This window comes from Pseudomonas sp. S8 (assembly GCF_050473925.1).
Taxonomy (GTDB): domain Bacteria; phylum Pseudomonadota; class Gammaproteobacteria; order Pseudomonadales; family Pseudomonadaceae; genus Aquipseudomonas; species Aquipseudomonas parakoreensis.
Genome location: NZ_JBFDVZ010000016.1, coordinates 312,132 through 328,112, shown reverse-complemented (window position 1 = coordinate 328,112; position 15,981 = coordinate 312,132). Strand labels below are relative to the sequence as shown.

13 protein-coding genes and 4 tRNA genes are annotated in these 15,981 nt (G+C 60.7%); 2 read left to right on the top strand and 15 right to left on the bottom strand.

Features of this window, described 5'->3' with window-relative positions:
* Nucleotides 1-129: 129 nt before the first annotated feature.
* The 5 genes from asd to leuC all read right to left on the bottom strand — a co-directional run bounded on the left by asd (nt 130) and on the right by leuC (nt 5,409).
* Nucleotides 130-1,242, bottom strand: coding sequence for an aspartate-semialdehyde dehydrogenase (asd, locus tag AB1J88_RS02810; RefSeq protein ID WP_003226428.1), 1,113 nt, complete (start codon nt 1,240-1,242; stop codon nt 130-132).
* A gap of 66 nt (nt 1,243-1,308) precedes the next feature.
* On the bottom strand, nt 1,309-2,391 hold the full coding sequence (leuB, locus tag AB1J88_RS02805) for a 3-isopropylmalate dehydrogenase (RefSeq protein WP_430290140.1): 1,083 nt from the start codon (nt 2,389-2,391) through the stop codon (nt 1,309-1,311).
* Between the two features lie 54 nt (nt 2,392-2,445).
* On the bottom strand, nt 2,446-3,213 hold the full coding sequence (locus tag AB1J88_RS02800) for a class I SAM-dependent methyltransferase (RefSeq protein ID WP_430290139.1): 768 nt from the start codon (nt 3,211-3,213) through the stop codon (nt 2,446-2,448).
* A gap of 119 nt (nt 3,214-3,332) precedes the next feature.
* The gene (gene leuD, locus AB1J88_RS02795) at nt 3,333-3,977 is read right to left on the bottom strand and encodes a 3-isopropylmalate dehydratase small subunit (protein WP_047293213.1); all 645 of its coding nucleotides are present in this window, start codon (nt 3,975-3,977) and stop codon (nt 3,333-3,335) included.
* A gap of 13 nt (nt 3,978-3,990) precedes the next feature.
* A complete protein-coding gene (gene leuC, locus AB1J88_RS02790; protein WP_096796153.1) occupies nt 3,991-5,409 on the bottom strand; it encodes a 3-isopropylmalate dehydratase large subunit in 1,419 nt (472 codons plus the stop codon).
* 141 nt (nt 5,410-5,550) lie between these two features.
* On the opposite strand from leuC, the gene AB1J88_RS02785 reads away from it, so the two are divergent.
* Both AB1J88_RS02785 and AB1J88_RS02780 read left to right on the top strand, forming a co-directional pair.
* Nucleotides 5,551-6,441: a LysR family transcriptional regulator gene (locus AB1J88_RS02785; RefSeq protein ID WP_430290138.1), complete on the top strand. Its 891-nt coding sequence runs from the start codon at nt 5,551-5,553 to the stop codon at nt 6,439-6,441.
* 68 nt (nt 6,442-6,509) lie between these two features.
* Nucleotides 6,510-9,788, top strand: a complete 3,279-nt coding sequence (locus AB1J88_RS02780) for a sensor domain-containing protein (RefSeq protein WP_430290137.1) — start codon at nt 6,510-6,512, stop codon at nt 9,786-9,788.
* A gap of 48 nt (nt 9,789-9,836) precedes the next feature.
* Here AB1J88_RS02780 and AB1J88_RS02775 read toward each other — a convergent pair whose 3' ends face one another.
* The 10 genes from AB1J88_RS02775 to gltX all read right to left on the bottom strand — a co-directional run bounded on the left by AB1J88_RS02775 (nt 9,837) and on the right by gltX (nt 15,854).
* Entirely contained in the window at nt 9,837-10,280 is a 444-nt protein-coding gene (locus AB1J88_RS02775) for an Hsp20 family protein (protein ID WP_007969230.1), read from the bottom strand.
* 121 nt (nt 10,281-10,401) lie between these two features.
* The gene (locus AB1J88_RS02770) at nt 10,402-11,361 is read right to left on the bottom strand and encodes a tRNA dihydrouridine synthase (protein ID WP_041066025.1); all 960 of its coding nucleotides are present in this window, start codon (nt 11,359-11,361) and stop codon (nt 10,402-10,404) included.
* Between the two features lie 168 nt (nt 11,362-11,529).
* Complete coding sequence (locus AB1J88_RS02765) at nt 11,530-11,967, bottom strand: acyl-CoA thioesterase (protein ID WP_047293202.1); 438 nt, start codon at nt 11,965-11,967, stop codon at nt 11,530-11,532.
* Between the two features lie 46 nt (nt 11,968-12,013).
* Nucleotides 12,014-12,847: an alpha/beta fold hydrolase gene (locus AB1J88_RS02760; protein WP_430290136.1), complete on the bottom strand. Its 834-nt coding sequence runs from the start codon at nt 12,845-12,847 to the stop codon at nt 12,014-12,016.
* 30 nt (nt 12,848-12,877) lie between these two features.
* Nucleotides 12,878-13,417, bottom strand: coding sequence for a TetR/AcrR family transcriptional regulator (locus AB1J88_RS02755; protein ID WP_041066015.1), 540 nt, complete (start codon nt 13,415-13,417; stop codon nt 12,878-12,880).
* Between the two features lie 181 nt (nt 13,418-13,598).
* Nucleotides 13,599-13,674, bottom strand: a tRNA-Glu gene (locus AB1J88_RS02750).
* Between the two features lie 81 nt (nt 13,675-13,755).
* Nucleotides 13,756-13,831: transfer RNA gene (locus tag AB1J88_RS02745), tRNA-Ala, on the bottom strand.
* A 53-nt stretch (nt 13,832-13,884) separates the two neighbouring features.
* Nucleotides 13,885-13,960, bottom strand: a tRNA-Glu gene (locus tag AB1J88_RS02740).
* Between the two features lie 79 nt (nt 13,961-14,039).
* Nucleotides 14,040-14,115 (bottom strand) — tRNA-Ala (locus AB1J88_RS02735).
* A gap of 257 nt (nt 14,116-14,372) precedes the next feature.
* Nucleotides 14,373-15,854 carry a glutamate--tRNA ligase gene (gltX, locus tag AB1J88_RS02730; RefSeq protein WP_108183249.1) on the bottom strand — a complete coding sequence of 494 codons (1,482 nt, stop codon included), beginning with the start codon at nt 15,852-15,854 and terminating at the stop codon, nt 14,373-14,375.
* Between the last annotated feature and the right edge of the window lie 127 nt (nt 15,855-15,981).

Below are 15,981 nucleotides of genomic sequence, written 5' to 3'. Positions count from 1 at the left end.
GGCAGCTCCTACAGGAGTTGCGTGTGAACCCGATTCTGTAGGAGCTGCCGAAGGCTGCGATCTTTTAAAATGCCATAAAAAAAACCCGCACCTCTCACAAGGCACGGGTTCTTTCATTACATCAAAGGATCAACGCTCAAGCAGGATCCGCAGCATGCGACGCAGCGGTTCGGCCGCGCCCCACAGCAGTTGGTCGCCGACGGTGAAGGCACCGACGAATTGCGAGCCCATGTTCAGCTTGCGCAGACGACCCACCGGGACGTTCAGGGTGCCGGTGACCTTGGTCGGACTCAGCTCCTGCATGCTGATGTCGCGGTTGTTCGGTACCAGTTTGACCCAAGGGTTGTGCTGACTGATCAGCCCTTCGATGTCGGCGATCGGCACGTCTTTGTTCAGCTTGATGGTCAGCGCCTGGCTGTGGCAACGCATGGCGCCGATGCGCACGCAGATACCGTCGACCGGGATCGGGCTCTTGAAGCGGCCAAGGATCTTGTTGGTCTCGGCCTGAGCCTTCCACTCTTCACGGCTCTGGCCGTTCGGCAGTTCCTTGTCGATCCACGGGATCAGGCTGCCGGCCAGCGGTACGCCGAAGTTCTCGGTCGGGTACGCGTCGCTGCGCATGGCTTCGGCCACACGACGGTCGATGTCGAGGATCGCGCTGGCCGGATCGGCCAGTTGATCGGCCACCGCAGCATGGGTCGCGCCCATCTGCTTGATCAGTTCACGCATGTTCTGCGCGCCGGCACCGGAGGCCGCCTGATAGGTCATGGCGCTCATCCACTCGACCAGGCCGGCTTCGAACAGACCACCCAGGCCCATCAGCATCAGGCTGACGGTGCAGTTGCCGCCGATGTAGTTCTTGGTGCCCGCGTCCAGTTGCTGGTCGATGACCTTGCGATTGACCGGGTCGAGAATGATGACAGCGTCATCGTTCATGCGCAGGCTGGAAGCCGCGTCGATCCAGTAACCCTGCCAGCCGGCTTCGCGCAGCTTCGGGAACACTTCGCTGGTGTAGTCGCCGCCCTGGCAGGTCAGGATCACGTCGAGGGTTTTCAGCTCTTCAATGCTGTAAGCGTCCTTGAGCGGAGCAATGTCCTTGCCCACGGACGGGCCTTGGCCACCGACATTGGAAGTGGTGAAAAACACCGGCTCGATAAGATCGAAATCCTGCTCTTCCAGCATCCGCTGCATGAGCACGGAACCGACCATGCCGCGCCAACCGATCAGACCTACACGTTTCATCGCAACTACACCTTCTTGAAAAGTGGGCCGCTGCTTTGTATTGAATTTCGCAGCGGGCCCGAGAGATTACAGATTCCGCAGCGCGGCGACTACTGCGTCACCCATTTCCTGCGTTCCGACTTTGGTACAACCGGCTGAATAGATGTCACCGGTACGCAAGCCTTGATCCAGCACCACGCTGACGGCTTTCTCGATGGCATCAGCCGCATCGTGCAGATTGAAGCTGTAACGCAGCATCATCGACACCGACAGAATGGTCGCCAACGGGTTGGCAATGCCTTTACCGGCGATGTCCGGCGCCGAACCGTGGCAAGGCTCGTACATGCCCTTGTTGTTCGAATCCAGCGAAGCCGACGGCAGCATGCCGATGGAACCGGTGAGCATCGAGGCTTCGTCGGACAGGATGTCGCCGAACATGTTGTCGGTGACGATCACGTCGAACTGCTTCGGTGCGCGCACCAGTTGCATGGCCGCGTTGTCGACGTACATGTGGCTGAGTTCGACTTCAGGGTAATCCTTGGCGACCTGCTCGACCACTTCACGCCACAGTTGGCTGGACGCCAGCACGTTGGCCTTGTCCACCGAGCACAGCTTCTTGCCGCGAACCATGGCCATGTCGAAACCGACGCGGGCGATGCGGCGGATTTCGCTTTCGCTGTACGGCAGAGTGTCGTAGGACTGACGCTCGCCGTTGTCCAGAGTACGGGTGCCACGTGGCGCGCCGAAGTAGATGCCACCGGTCAGCTCACGCACGATCAGGATGTCCAGACCAGCAACGATTTCCGGCTTCAGGCTCGAAGCGTCGGCCAGTTGCGGGTAGAGGATCGCCGGACGCAGGTTGCCGAACAGGCCCAGTTGCGCACGAATCTTCAGCAGGCCGCGCTCAGGGCGGATGTCGCGCTCGATGGTGTCCCATTTCGGGCCGCCCACGGCGCCCAGCAGGACGGCGTCGGCAGCACGGGCGCGGTCGAGGGTTTCGTCGGCCAGCGGCACGCCGTGCTTGTCGATGGCGGCACCACCGATCACGTCATGACTCAGCTCGAAGCCCAGGCTGTACTTGTCGCTGGCCAGCTCCAGCACCTTGACCGCTTCGGCCATGATTTCCGGACCAATACCGTCACCTGGGAGAATCAGAATCTGCTTGCTCATGCTTTCCTCATGTCATCAGTCGGTGCGCCACTCAGGGCGCGCCCGGAAAAATTCTTAGCGCTCAGCCATCAATACGATTACATCTGTACTGAACGAGCCGTCGGCATCAATCTCAAAATATTCGCGCACTTCGTTGCCCATCGACTGCTGCAACTGGCGAATCGCCGCGCGCATCACCTCGGGCGTGCGCATGCGCTCGACCCAGCTGCTGTACTCCAGACGCAGACGCTGACGCGTGGTGCTGCGGGTATGCAGCCCGGCCTCGCTGACCTGACGCAGCCACTCGCCGGCAGAATAATCGCGCACATGGCTGGTGTCGCGCAGCACTTCAACGCTCTGCAAATAGGTGTCGAACAACGGGCTGCCCGGTGACAACACGTCAACGAACGCCGCCACACCACCGGGTTTCAGCACCCGACGCACTTCGCGCAGGGCCACGCCGAGGTCGCTCCAATGGTGCGCCGAATAACGGCTGAACACGAAATCGAATTCGCCATCGGCAAACGGCAGACGCTCGGCGGCGCCGTTGACCGTGGAGATGTTGGCAAAACCGCGATCAACCGCCGCGGCGGCGACCACATCGAGCATTTGCTGCGACAGGTCGTAGGCCACCACTTCCTTGACCAGCGGCGCCATATGAAAACTCACATGACCGGCGCCACAACCCAAGTCCAGCACCCGGGCGTCGCCCTGCCCGGCCAGTTCAGCCTGTAGCAGCGCGAATTCGGTGCCTTGAGCGTGAACAGCGCTGCTCAGGTAGGCGGCGGCCTGTTCACCGAATTGCTTTTGTACAACCTGGGTGTGCTGGGCGGTGCTGGTCATGGCGGTTTCCTTTCATTTTCAAGATCAAAAGATCGCAGCCTGCGGCAGCTCCTACAGGTTTACGCAGCCCATGTAGGAGCTGCCGAAGGCTGCGATCTTTTCCGTGTCGCCGCAAATCATTACGCGTCGCGAAACAACCAAGGCTGGCTCACGCGATGCTTGGCCTCGAACGCGGCAATCGCATCGCCGTCCTGCAAGGTCAGGCCGATATCATCCAGACCATTGAGCAGGCAATGCTTGCGGAACGCGTCGATCTCGAAGTGGTACACCTTGCCGTTCGGGCTGGTCACGGTCTGCTCGTGCAGATCGATCTGCAACTGATAGCCCGGCGCGGCCTCGACCTGCTTGAACAGTTCATCAACTTCAGCGTCGCTCAGAATGATCGGCAGCAAGCCGTTCTTGAAGCTGTTGTTAAAGAAGATGTCGGCGTAGCTCGGCGCGATGATGCTGCGGAAACCGTATTCTTCCAGCGCCCACGGGGCGTGTTCACGGCTGGAGCCGCAACCGAAGTTCTCACGGGCCAGCAACACGCTGGCGCCTTGATAGCGCTCGGCATTGAGCACGAAATCCTTGTTCAACGGGCGTTTGGAGTTGTCCTGATACGGCTGGCCGACATCCAGGTAACGCCACTCGTCGAACAGGTTCGGGCCGAAACCGGTGCGCTTGATCGACTTCAAAAACTGCTTGGGAATGATCTGGTCGGTGTCGACGTTGGCACGATCCAGAGGCGCGACAAGACCAGTGTGCTGGGTAAAAGCTTTCATGCTGCGCTCTCCTTCAGATCAATTCACGAACGTCGATGAAACGACCGTTCACCGCCGCCGCAGCGGCCATGGCCGGGCTCACGAGGTGGGTACGACCACCGGCGCCCTGACGGCCTTCGAAGTTACGGTTGGAGGTCGAGGCGCAATGCTCGCCGGACTCCAAACGGTCCGGGTTCATCGCCAGGCACATCGAGCAACCCGGCTCACGCCATTCGAAACCGGCTTCGAGGAAGATCTTGTCGAGACCTTCGGCTTCCGCCTGCGCCTTCACCAGACCCGAGCCCGGTACGACGATTGCCTGCTTGATCGTCGAAGCGACTTTGCGACCCTTGGCGATCACGGCCGCAGCGCGCAAGTCTTCGATGCGCGAGTTGGTGCAGGAGCCGATGAACACGCGATCCAGTTGAATGTCGGTGATCGCCTGATTGGCGGTCAAACCCATGTATTTCAAGGCGCGGACGATCGAGTCACGCTTGACCAGATCCATCTCTTTGGCCGGATCCGGCACGTTCTGGTCAACGGCCAGCACCATTTCCGGGGAAGTACCCCAGCTGACTTGCGGCTTGATCTGCGCAGCGTCGAGTTCAACCACGGTGTCGAACTTGGCGTCGGCATCGGAGACCAGGTCTTTCCAGGCTTCAACCGCCTGATCCCACTGCGCACCTTTCGGCGCGAACGGACGGCCCTTGACGTACTCGACGGTCTTTTCGTCCGCAGCCACCAGGCCCACACGGGCGCCGGCTTCGATGGACATGTTGCAGATGGTCATGCGACCTTCGACGGACAGATCACGAATCGCGCTGCCGGCGAATTCGATGGCATGGCCGTTACCGCCGGCGGTGCCGATCTTGCCGATCACCGCGAGGACGATGTCCTTGGCCGTCACGCCGAACGGCAACTGGCCTTCGACGCGCACCAGCATGTTCTTCATTTTCTTCGCGACCAGGCACTGGGTGGCGAGCACGTGCTCGACCTCGGAAGTGCCGATCCCGTGCGCCAAGGCACCGAACGCGCCGTGGGTCGAGGTGTGCGAGTCGCCGCAGACCACGGTCATGCCCGGCAAGGTTGCGCCCTGCTCCGGGCTGATCACGTGGACGATGCCCTGACGGATGTCGTTCATCTTGAACTCGACGATGCCGTACTCATCACAGTTGTCATCGAGGGTCTGAACCTGCAAACGCGAGACCTGGTCGGCAATCGCGGCGATGCCGCCCTTGCGCTCCGGTGTGGTCGGTACGTTGTGGTCCGGGGTCGCGATGTTGGCATCGATGCGCCACGGCTTGCGCCCGGCCAGACGCAGGCCTTCGAAGGCTTGCGGCGAGGTCACTTCGTGGATGATGTGACGGTCGATGTAGATCAGCGCCGAGCCATCGTCGCGCTGCTTGACCAAATGCGAATCCCAGAGCTTGTCGTAGAGCGTTTTGCCGGCCATCAGACGGTTCCTCATCAGCTTGTTTCTATGCCCTGGGCTTATCAATAACCCTTTGGCTTGTGAGGCCGATCCTATGGGGTTACATTAAATAACTCAAATTCATATTTTTTATGCTTTGGATAACCAACTGGAATACGAACCATGGATCTGGCCAACCTCAATGCGTTTATCGCCATCGCCGAGACTGGCAGCTTCTCCGGCGCCGGGGAACGCCTGCATCTGACCCAACCGGCGATCAGCAAACGCATCGCCGGGCTGGAGCAACAATTGAACGTGCGCCTGTTCGACCGCCTGGGTCGTGAAGTCGGCCTGACCGAAGCCGGCCGTGCTCTGCTGCCCCGGGCGTACCAGATTCTCAACGTGCTGGACGACACGCGTCGCGCCCTGACCAACCTGACCGGTGAAGTCAGCGGTCGGCTGACCCTGGCCACCAGTCACCACATCGGCCTGCACCGCTTGCCACCACTCTTGAGGGAATTCACCCGCCGCTACCCACAAGTGGCGCTGGATATTCAGTTCCTCGATTCGGAAGTGGCCTACGAAGAAATTCTCCACGGCCGCGCCGAGCTGGCGGTGATCACTCTGGCCCCGGAGCCGCACACACTGGTCAAAGCCACGCCGGTGTGGGACGACCCGCTGGATTTCGTGGTGGCGCCGGAACATTCGCTGATCAGCAATGGCGCCGTGAGCCTGGCAGACGTTGCCGGTCATCCGGCAGTTTTTCCCGGCGGCAACACCTTTACTCATCACATTGTCCAACGCTTGTTCGAAGCCCAAGGGCTGACGCCGAACATCGCCATGAGCACCAACTACCTGGAAACCATCAAGATGATGGTGTCCATTGGACTGGCCTGGAGTGTTCTGCCCCGTACCATGCTTGACGAACAGGTGGCGCGCATACCTTTGCCGGGCATACAGCTCAGTCGCCAGCTAGGCTATATCGTGCACACCGAACGGACGCTGTCGAATGCGGCAAGGGCTTTCATGGCCTTGCTGGATGCGCAAATCGATCTGCCAGGGATTCCAGGCTAACTTGTGCTACTCCTATAGAGCCGCTGTCCCTGTGCCTAACGCCACCATCAGCTCAAGGCCCGTTAACAATGCCGAAATCTGTTGACCGAATTCCGCCGATGCCGCGTATTCAGGCCATTGATCCGCGACGTTCCGAGCAGAGCTGGGAGAGTGCACCGCAACTGCTCGCCGCACTCAACGGCGCCCGGCTCGGCGCCTGGTATTGGGACATCGAGCGTGGTCAGATCAGTTGGTCACGGGGCACTCAGGCGCTGTTCGGTTTCGATCCACGGCAACCGCTGCCCCAGGACCTCGAATACCTCGACCTGCTGCCACCCGAAGACCGGGCGAAAACCGTGCGCGCCTTCCACGCGGTGATTGCCGGCGCGCCGCTGGAACAGGCGATGCACCACCGTATCCGCTGGCCCGACGGCAGCCTGCACTGGCTGGAAATCAGCGGCAGCCTGCTGCCGGACAAAAACGGCCGTCCCCGAATGATCGGGGTGATTCGCGAAATCACCCACCAGCGTCAACGCGAACAGGCCCTGAGCAGCTCGGAGAAACGTTTCGCCACACTCTTTCATCTGTGCCCGAACATGGTGCTGCTGACGCGCCAGGAAGACGGCCTGATCAGCGAGGCCAACCAGTATTTCGAAAGCCTGTTCGGTTGGCCGGTGCAGAGCGCCATTGGCCGCACCACTCTGGAGCTGGGCCTGTGGGTACACCCCGAACAACGTGCCGAACTGGTGAAAAAGACCAAGGCCAAAGGCGAACTGGTCAGCATGGAAGTGCAGTTTCGCGCCAGCAACGGGCAGATTCATGACGGCATTCTCAGCGCGCAAAAGGTCGAACTCGAAGGCCAGCCATATCTGCTCAGCACGTTCCTCGATACCACTGAGCGCAAAGCCGCCGAGCACGCCTTGAAAGACAGCCAGGAACGCCTTGATCTGGCGCTGGATTCGGCGCAGCTCGGCACTTGGGACTGGCACATTCCCAGCGGCATGCTTTACGGTTCGGCGCGGGCCGCGCAGTTGCACGGGCTGGAACCGATTCCGTTTCACGAGTCATTCGAAGAGTTCTTCGAAGGCGTGCCCGGTGAGGAGCGCGACAGCATGCGCGACGCCTACCGCAGCCTGCGCGAGGGCCCGGCCGGCAACTATCAGCTGACTTATCGCGTGCAACTGCCCGACGGCAGCTCACGTTATCTGGAAAGCCGCGCCCGCCTCTACCGCGACGAGAACGGCGCGCCGCTGCGCATGGCCGGGACCTTGCTGGACATCACCGATCAGGTCGAGCGCGAGCAACGCCTGGTGGCCTCGGAAGAGAAATTCGCCACGCTGTTTCAGGTCAGTCCGGACCCGATTTGCGTCACCCGTCAGGACAGCGGCGAGTTCATCGAAATCAACAACAGCTTCACCCAGACCTTCGGCTGGAGCGCCGCCGACGTGATCGGGCGCACCGCCGAGGACATCGGCCTGTGGGACGCCTCGGCAAAGAGCCTGCAACGCATCGAACGCGTCATCCGCGAACAGGGCCTGAGCAATGTCGCAATCATCGTCCAGCACAAGGACGGCCAGTCGCTGACGTGTGTGATTTCCAGTCGGCAGATCAGCGTCGGCAATCAGCCGTGCATCGTCACCACCCTGCGCGACATCACTCAACAGCAACGCTCCGAGGCCGCACTCAAGGCCAGCGAAGAGAAATTCGCCAAGGCGTTCCACTCCAGCCCCGACGCGATCACCATCACCGAGCGCGACACCGGGCGCTATCTGGAGGTCAACGACGGTTTTTGCCGCCTGACCGGCTATCGCGCCGACGAGGTGGTGGGCAAGACCGTGTATCAGATCGGCATCTGGGCCGAAGAGAAACAACGCTCGGCGCTGCTCGCTGAACTGCAGATCAAGGGCCGCGTGCATCATCAGGAAATGCTCGGACGCAACAAGCGCGGCGAGTTGCTGACGGTGGAGGTGTCGATCGAACCGATCACCCTCAACGAAACCGCGTGCCTGCTGCTGACCGCGCGCGACGTCAGCCTGCTGAAAAATGCCGAGGCGCAGATCCGCCACCTGGCCTATCACGACCCGCTCACCAACCTGCCCAACCGCGCCTTGCTCATGGATCGCCTGAGCCAGCAGATTGCCCTGCTCAAGCGCCACAACCTGCGCGGTGCGCTGCTGTTCCTCGACCTTGACCACTTCAAGCACATCAACGACTCGCTGGGCCATCCGGTCGGCGATACGGTGCTGAAAATCATCACCGCGCGGCTTGAAGCCAGCGTGCGCATGGAGGACACGGTGGCGCGTCTCGGCGGCGATGAATTCGTGGTACTGCTCAGCGGCCTCGAAGGCACGCGCAACGAGGTCAGCGCGCAAGTGCGGGAACTCGCCGACACCATTCGCGAGCTGCTGTCGGAGCCGATGTTCCTCGACGGCCAGCGCCTGCAAGTGACACCGAGTATCGGCGTGGCGCTGATTCCCGACCACGGCTCGACCCCGACCGACCTGCTCAAGCGCGCCGACATTGCCCTTTACCGGGCCAAGGACTCCGGGCGCAACACCACGCAGATGTACCACAACACCATGCAGAAAGCGGCCAGCGAACGGCTGCGCATGGAGACTGACTTGCGTCTGGCGCTGTCCCGTGGCGAATTCAACGTGCACTACCAACCGCAGGTCGACGCACAGGACAACCGCATCATTGGCGCCGAAGCGCTGGTGCGCTGGAACCATCCGGAGCTCGGCGCGCAATCGCCCACCGAATTTATCAAGGTGCTGGAAGACAGCGGCCTGATTCTGGAAGTCGGCACCTGGATCCTCGACGAGGCTTGCGAGGCGTTCAAACAATTGATCGCGCTAAAACTGGTCGATCCGCTCAACTTCAGCCTGTGCGTGAACATCAGTCCACGGCAGTTCCGCCAGAACGACTTCGTCGAACGCATCGAACACAGCATGAGCAGCCACGGCCTGCCCTGCTCGCTGCTGAAACTGGAGATCACCGAAGGCATCGTCATCCAGAACCTGGAAGACACCATCAGCAAAATGCGCCGTCTGAAAAAACTTGGCGTGAGCTTCGCCATGGACGATTTCGGCACCGGCTATTCATCGCTGACTTACCTCAAGCGCCTGCCGGTGGACACCCTGAAAATCGACCAGTCGTTCATCCGCGACGCGACCACCGACCCCAACGACGCCGAGATCATCCGCGCCATCGTCGCCATGGCCCGCAGCCTGGAACTGGAGGTGATTGCCGAAGGCGTGGAGACGCCGGAGCAACTGGCGTTCCTGCAAGGGCTCGGCTGCCATTTGTATCAGGGCTATCTGCACAGTCGGCCAGTGGCGTTGGAAGAATTGAAAACAATGCTCGAATGACGGGCACAAAAAAAGGGCGCCAATGGCGCCCTTTTTTCTTGCTCGGCCTTATTGCAGAACCGGCTTTTGCGCTCCGTTGATCGGGATGCGCTTGGCTTTCGCTTCTTCCGGGATCACCCGCAACAGGTCGATGCTCAACAGACCGTTGCTCAGATCGGCGGCCTTGATCTCGATGTGATCGGCCAGGCGGAAGGACAGCTTGAAAGCCCGCTGGGCAATGCCTTGATGCAGGAAGGTCACGCCTTCGTTGGCATCACGCTTGCCGCCACTGATGGTCAGCACACCCTTCTCGACTTGCAGCTCCAGGTCTTCTTCCTGGAAACCGGCGGCCGCCACGACGATGCGGTATTGATCGTCACCGTGTTTTTCCACGTTGTAGGGTGGGTAGGTGCTGCCTGGCTCGTTGCGTAGCGCGGTTTCGAACAGGTCGTTGAAACGGTCGAAACCCACCGAGGAACGGAACAGTGGTGCCAGGGAAAATGCAGTACTCATGGTTCAAATCTCCTGAAAACAATCAGCAAGGTTTTTTGACTCCGCGACCCGAATTCGGCATCGCGTAACCCTTAGATAGGGACCGCCAAAATGATTTCAAGAGAGTATTTGCAGATTTTTTTCAGGCTGCTGCGGCGACCGGCAAACCGAGCAAACGCGAGACCTGGTCCGGCTCTGTCTCGCGGCGCAGCACGGTAAACAGCTCGGTGGCTTCGGGATAATTGCGCGTCAGCATCGCCAGCCATTGCTTCAAGCGACCCGGCGATTGACGTGCGGTCATCTGCGCCTTGGCTTGCAGCCAGAAGTCCTGAATCAGCGGCAGCAGCTCAGCCCAGCTCATCTCGACGACGTCTTCACCAGCGCGCGCGGCGGCGATCTGCCTGGCCAGATCCGGGCGCGATACCAGACCGCGTCCGAGCATGATGTCTTCGACGCCGCTGATCTCGCGGCAGCGGCGCCAGTCCTCGACACTCCAGATATCACCGTTGGCGAACACCGGCACCTTGACCACGTCCTGCACCCGCGGAATCCACTCCCAATGCGCCGGCGGCTTGTAGCCATCGACCTTGGTGCGAGCGTGAACCACGATGTGTTCGGCGCCGCCCTCGGCCAGCGCCGTGGCGCAGACCAGCGAGCCATCCGGGCTGTCGAAACCCAGGCGCATCTTCGCGGTGACCGGGATGTGTGCCGGCACGGCGCGACGCACGTGCTCGACGATGCTGTTCAGCAGCTCCGGCTCCTTGAGCAGCACCGCCCCGCCCCGGGACTTGTTGACGGTCTTGGCCGGACAGCCGAAGTTCAGGTCGATCACTTGCGAGCCGAGTTCGCAGGCCAGCGCCGCGTTTTCCGCCAGGCACACCGGATCGGAACCCAACAATTGCACGCGCAGCGGCACGCCGGAACGGGTGCGGGCGCCGTTGAGCAGCTCCGGGCCGAACTTGTGGAAATAGGCCGGGGTGAGCAACTGATCGTTGACCCGAATGAATTCGGTCACGCACCAGTCGATGCCGCCAACGCGGGTCAGCACGTCGCGCAGGATGTCGTCGACCAACCCTTCCATGGGCGCCAGGGCAATTTGCATGGGAAAAACACTACTCAGGAAGAAAAAACGTGCGGCAGTTTACTGGATTAAGCCGGTTAAACCCACGACCACCTGTAGGAGCTGCCGCAGGCTGCGATCTTTTGACTTTGATTTTTAAGGATCACAATCAAAAGATCGCAGCCTGCGGCAGCTCCTACAGGGATCGCGTCAGGCTGGGGACTGGATCGCCGGGCCGTAACCCTCGATGAACTCCGCCGGCATGCGCTTGGGTTTGCCGGTGGACAGTTCAATGCAGACGAAGGTGGTCTGGGCGCGCAACAGGGTGGCGTTGTCGCTGGGGCGGATCAGCTGGAAGTGCCGAGTCATTTTCAGGCGCTGATCCCAATCGACGATCCAGGTGGCCAGTTGCAGTTCGTCGCCTTCGTAGGCCGCCGCCAGGTAATCGATTTCGTGCCGCACCACGGCCATCGCCCGATCCAGGCGCCGGTACTCGACCAGATCCAGCCCCAGACGCTGCGAGTGGCGCCAGGCGCAGCGTTCAAGCCAGGTCACGTACACCGCGTTGTTTGCGTGGCCCAGCCCGTCGATGTCCTCGGCGCCTACTTGCAGATCAATGGTGAACGGCGTTGCCCGATCCCAGCCCATGCCCCACTCCCGGTCAGATTATTCAACCGGGGCAGTGTAACGGATGTCAGGCCGATTGCCGCGCCTGAAGGCTGCGCCCCGCCAACAGCGATAACACGCCATCAACCACTCGAGGGTCGGCCAGCACGCGCTGGTGACCGCCGCTTTCCAGGCGCAGCAGGCGACTGTCGAACCAGGACTCGTGGATCAATTGCGATTCTTTGACCGAGACGAAATTGTCGTCCTCGGCATGCACGATCAGGCCCGGCATATCCAATTGATAGTGCGCGACATCGAGGGTGGCGGCGCGCATGCCGACGTCCTGCTCGACCTGGCGGATGAAGGCGGATCGTGCCCGCGGCGGCATGCCGACGTAGCGGGCGAAACCACGCAACACTCCAAGGATCCGTGCGGGCGCCGCGATGCTGACCAGGGTTTCGGTACGCAGCCCCAGTTGCACCGCGAGCATGGCACTGGCGCCGCCCATGGAGTGGCCGATGACGGCTTGCAGCGGTGGCAGTTCGGCGGCCGCTTCGAGCATGGCGCGGGCGAACAGTACGACGTTGGCTTCACGCCCCGGCGAACAACCATGGGCCGGACCATCAAGGGCAACGACGGTATAGCCGGCCTCGACCAGCGCTGTGATCAACGCCGCAAACTGCGTGGGCCGCCCTTCCCAGCCGTGCATCAGCAGCACCGCCGGGCCTTGGCCCCAGCGTAGCGCCGACAGGCCAAAGCGCAAAGTGATGCGTTCGGAACTCGCCAGCAGCGGCAGCTCCCAATCGCGCAGCGGCAACGTGCGCGGCGTCATGAACGCTGCGCGCATTTTCTTCGCTACCCGCTTTGGTGCAATCCAGCCCAAGGTGCCATTAACGCCACGAACCCACTTCAACGTGTTCATCGCTCTCTCCTCAGGCGTATTGCCTTCAGGTCAACGCACCGCCGACTTGGCAGCGCGCAGCAATCGATCGGATAAATCGCCCGGACCCAACGCGCGCGCCAGCGCCAGACCACCCACCATCAACGCCACATCGGCCAATGCCTTGTCGGTGTCCTCGGGGCTGGACGCCAACTGCGCAATCATCAGTTCCAGGTGTTCGTTCAGTGCGATGCGGAAGGATTCCGGCAACCGACCCAGCTCACCAATGGAGGCCGGTATCGGACACGCAGCGTCACTGGAATCCCGATGCTTGCGCGACAGATAGAACGCAGCCACCAGGGCGCGACGCTCTTCGCCGGTCAGCTCGGCGTCCATGTCGGCAATCAGGTCGCGTCGACGGCTGAGCAGTTGCTTGAACGCCTCGAGCATCATGGCGTCCTTGCTTTCGAAGTGCGCGTAGAAACCACCAACAGTCAGGCCGGCAGCGCCCATCACTTCGCCTACGCTGGGGTCCGCCGGCCCCCGCTGCATCAGCGCAGCGCTAGCAGCCTTGAGGATGCGTTCGCGGGTTTGAGCTTTTTTATCGTTCATCGTTGCCTCCGAATATTACGACTAGAATATTATTCGCATAATAATATTCCGCAAGTCGAGGATATGACCGCTGGTCTGAAGCACAGTGTAAGGAAAATGGAGAATTGGCCAAACGCCAGACAAACAAAAGGGCCATTCAATAATTGAATGACCCTTATAAATCCCGCAGAGCGGGTAATCGTGGCGTCCCCTAGGGGACTCGAACCCCTGTTACCGCCGTGAAAGGGCGGTGTCCTAGGCCACTAGACGAAGGGGACACAAACCCTTCTATACAGCTGATCAGTGCTGAGATCTGATCTGATTCAAGGCCGGTGTGGCCAGACCTTGAACTGTAAAATTGGTGGAGCTAAGCGGGATCGAACCGCTGACCTCCTGCATGCCATGCAGGCGCTCTCCCAGCTGAGCTATAGCCCCGGATTTTTCGCCTCGCGGCGGAGCGACATCTTGCAACATCGCTTCTGTAAAACTGGCGTCCCCTAGGGGACTCGAACCCCTGTTACCGCCGTGAAAGGGCGGTGTCCTAGGCCACTAGACGAAGGGGACGCAAACCCTTCCATACAACTGATCAACGCTGAGTGTTGATCGCTTCGAAGCCGGTGTGGCCAGGCTTCGAAGTGTAAATTGGTGGAGCTAGACGGGATCGAACCGTCGACCTCTTGCATGCCATGCAAGCGCTCTCCCAGCTGAGCTATAGCCCCTCATCGTTGATGTCATCGCTGAGGACGGGGCGAATCTTAAGGGCGTATCGAAAGCCTGTCAAACTTATTTTTGAAAAATTTCAAAGTTTTTTGTCGGCATAACAATCACTTACCGCCCTCCCCCCGAAAATCCGGGAGGTTTACGCACACCGCCGACCTTCAGGAGCTGGCGCAGACTGCGGTCTTTTGCCGTTGGTCTTTAGAAGCAAGAGCAAAAGATCGCAGCCTTCGGCAGCTCCTACACAAGCCGCAAGCGCTTAGGCGATAGCGCCCAGCAGCTTTTCCCACTCTTTGTTTTCTTTCTTCGACACGCCACCCAGCAGGTCGATAGCCTGGCGCAGACGGAAACGGGTCAGGTCCGGGCCGAGGATTTCCATCGCATCGAGCACCGATACCGAACTCGCCTGCCCGGTGATCGCGGCAAACATCAGCGGCATTGCGTCACGCAGCTTCAGCTCGAGGGATTCGACCACCGCCTGAATCGTTGCGGTGATGCTGTCCTTCTCCCACTGACGCAGGCTTTCCAGCTTCCACAGGATCAACTGCATCAACTGACGCACCTGATCACCGGAAAGCTTTTTCGATTCGAACAGCTTGGCATCCGGGTTCACGCCACCGGCAAAGAAGAACCCGGCCAGCGGTGCAACCTGGCTGAAGGTTTCCACGCGGCCCTGAACCAGCGGCGCGATCTTCATCATGTACTCGGAATTGAACGCCCACTTCTGCACGCGCGCGGCGAATTCTTCCACCGGCAGGTCACGCAGCCACTGGCCGTTGAGCCACGACAGCTTCTCAATGTCGAAGATCGGCCCGCCGAGGGACACACGCTTGAGGTCGAAGTTGTCGACCATTTCCTGCAGCGAGAACTTCTCGCGCTCGTCCGGCATCGACCAGCCCATGCGACCGAGGTAGTTGAGCATCGCTTCGGGCATGAAGCCCATGCGCTCATAGAACGTCACCGAGGTCGGGTTCTTGCGCTTGGACAGTTTGCTCTTGTCCGGGTTACGCAGCAGCGGCATGTAGCACAGCTCCGGTTGCTCCCAGCCGAAGTATTCGTACAGCAGAATCAGTTTCGGTGCCGATGGCAGCCATTCTTCGCCGCGCAGCACATGAGTGATGCCCATCAGGTGGTCATCGACCACGTTGGCGAGGAAGTACGTCGGAAGGCCGTCGGTCTTCATCAGCACTTGCATGTCCATGCGATCCCACGGGATCTCGACATCGCCGCGCAGCATGTCCGGCACCACGCAGACGCCTTCGGTCGGCACCTTCATACGGATCACGTGCGGCTCGCCAGCGGCCAGACGCGCCGCGACTTCTTCCTTGGACAGCAGCAGCGCGCGGCCGTCGTAACGCGGGGTTTCGCCGCGCGCCATTTGTTCGGCGCGCATCTGGTCCAGTTCTTCAGCGGTGCAGAAGCATGGGAACGCATGGCCCATGTCCACCAGTTGCTGGCAATACTTCTGATAGATATCGCCACGCTCGCTCTGCCGATAAGGACCGTGCGGGCCGCCGACGTCCGGGCCTTCGCTCCAGTCGATGCCCAGCCAGCGCAGGGCGTCGAAGATCTGCTGCTCGGACTCGCGGGTCGAACGCAACTGATCGGTGTCTTCGATGCGCAGGATGAACTCACCGCCATGCTGCTTGGCAAAGCAGTAGTTGAACAATGCGATGTAAGCGGTACCTACGTGGGGGTCCCCGGTAGGCGATGGCGCGATGCGAGTGCGGACGGTGGTCATGGCATGTCTCGAAAAGAATGAAAAGCAAAACAATCAAGCGGCGAATGGTAACAGGCGACACCCGCCCCGCTCCAGCGGGCAGGGCATTTAAGCCAAGTTTGCGGCTGGAACGCCCATAGAGCGTGGC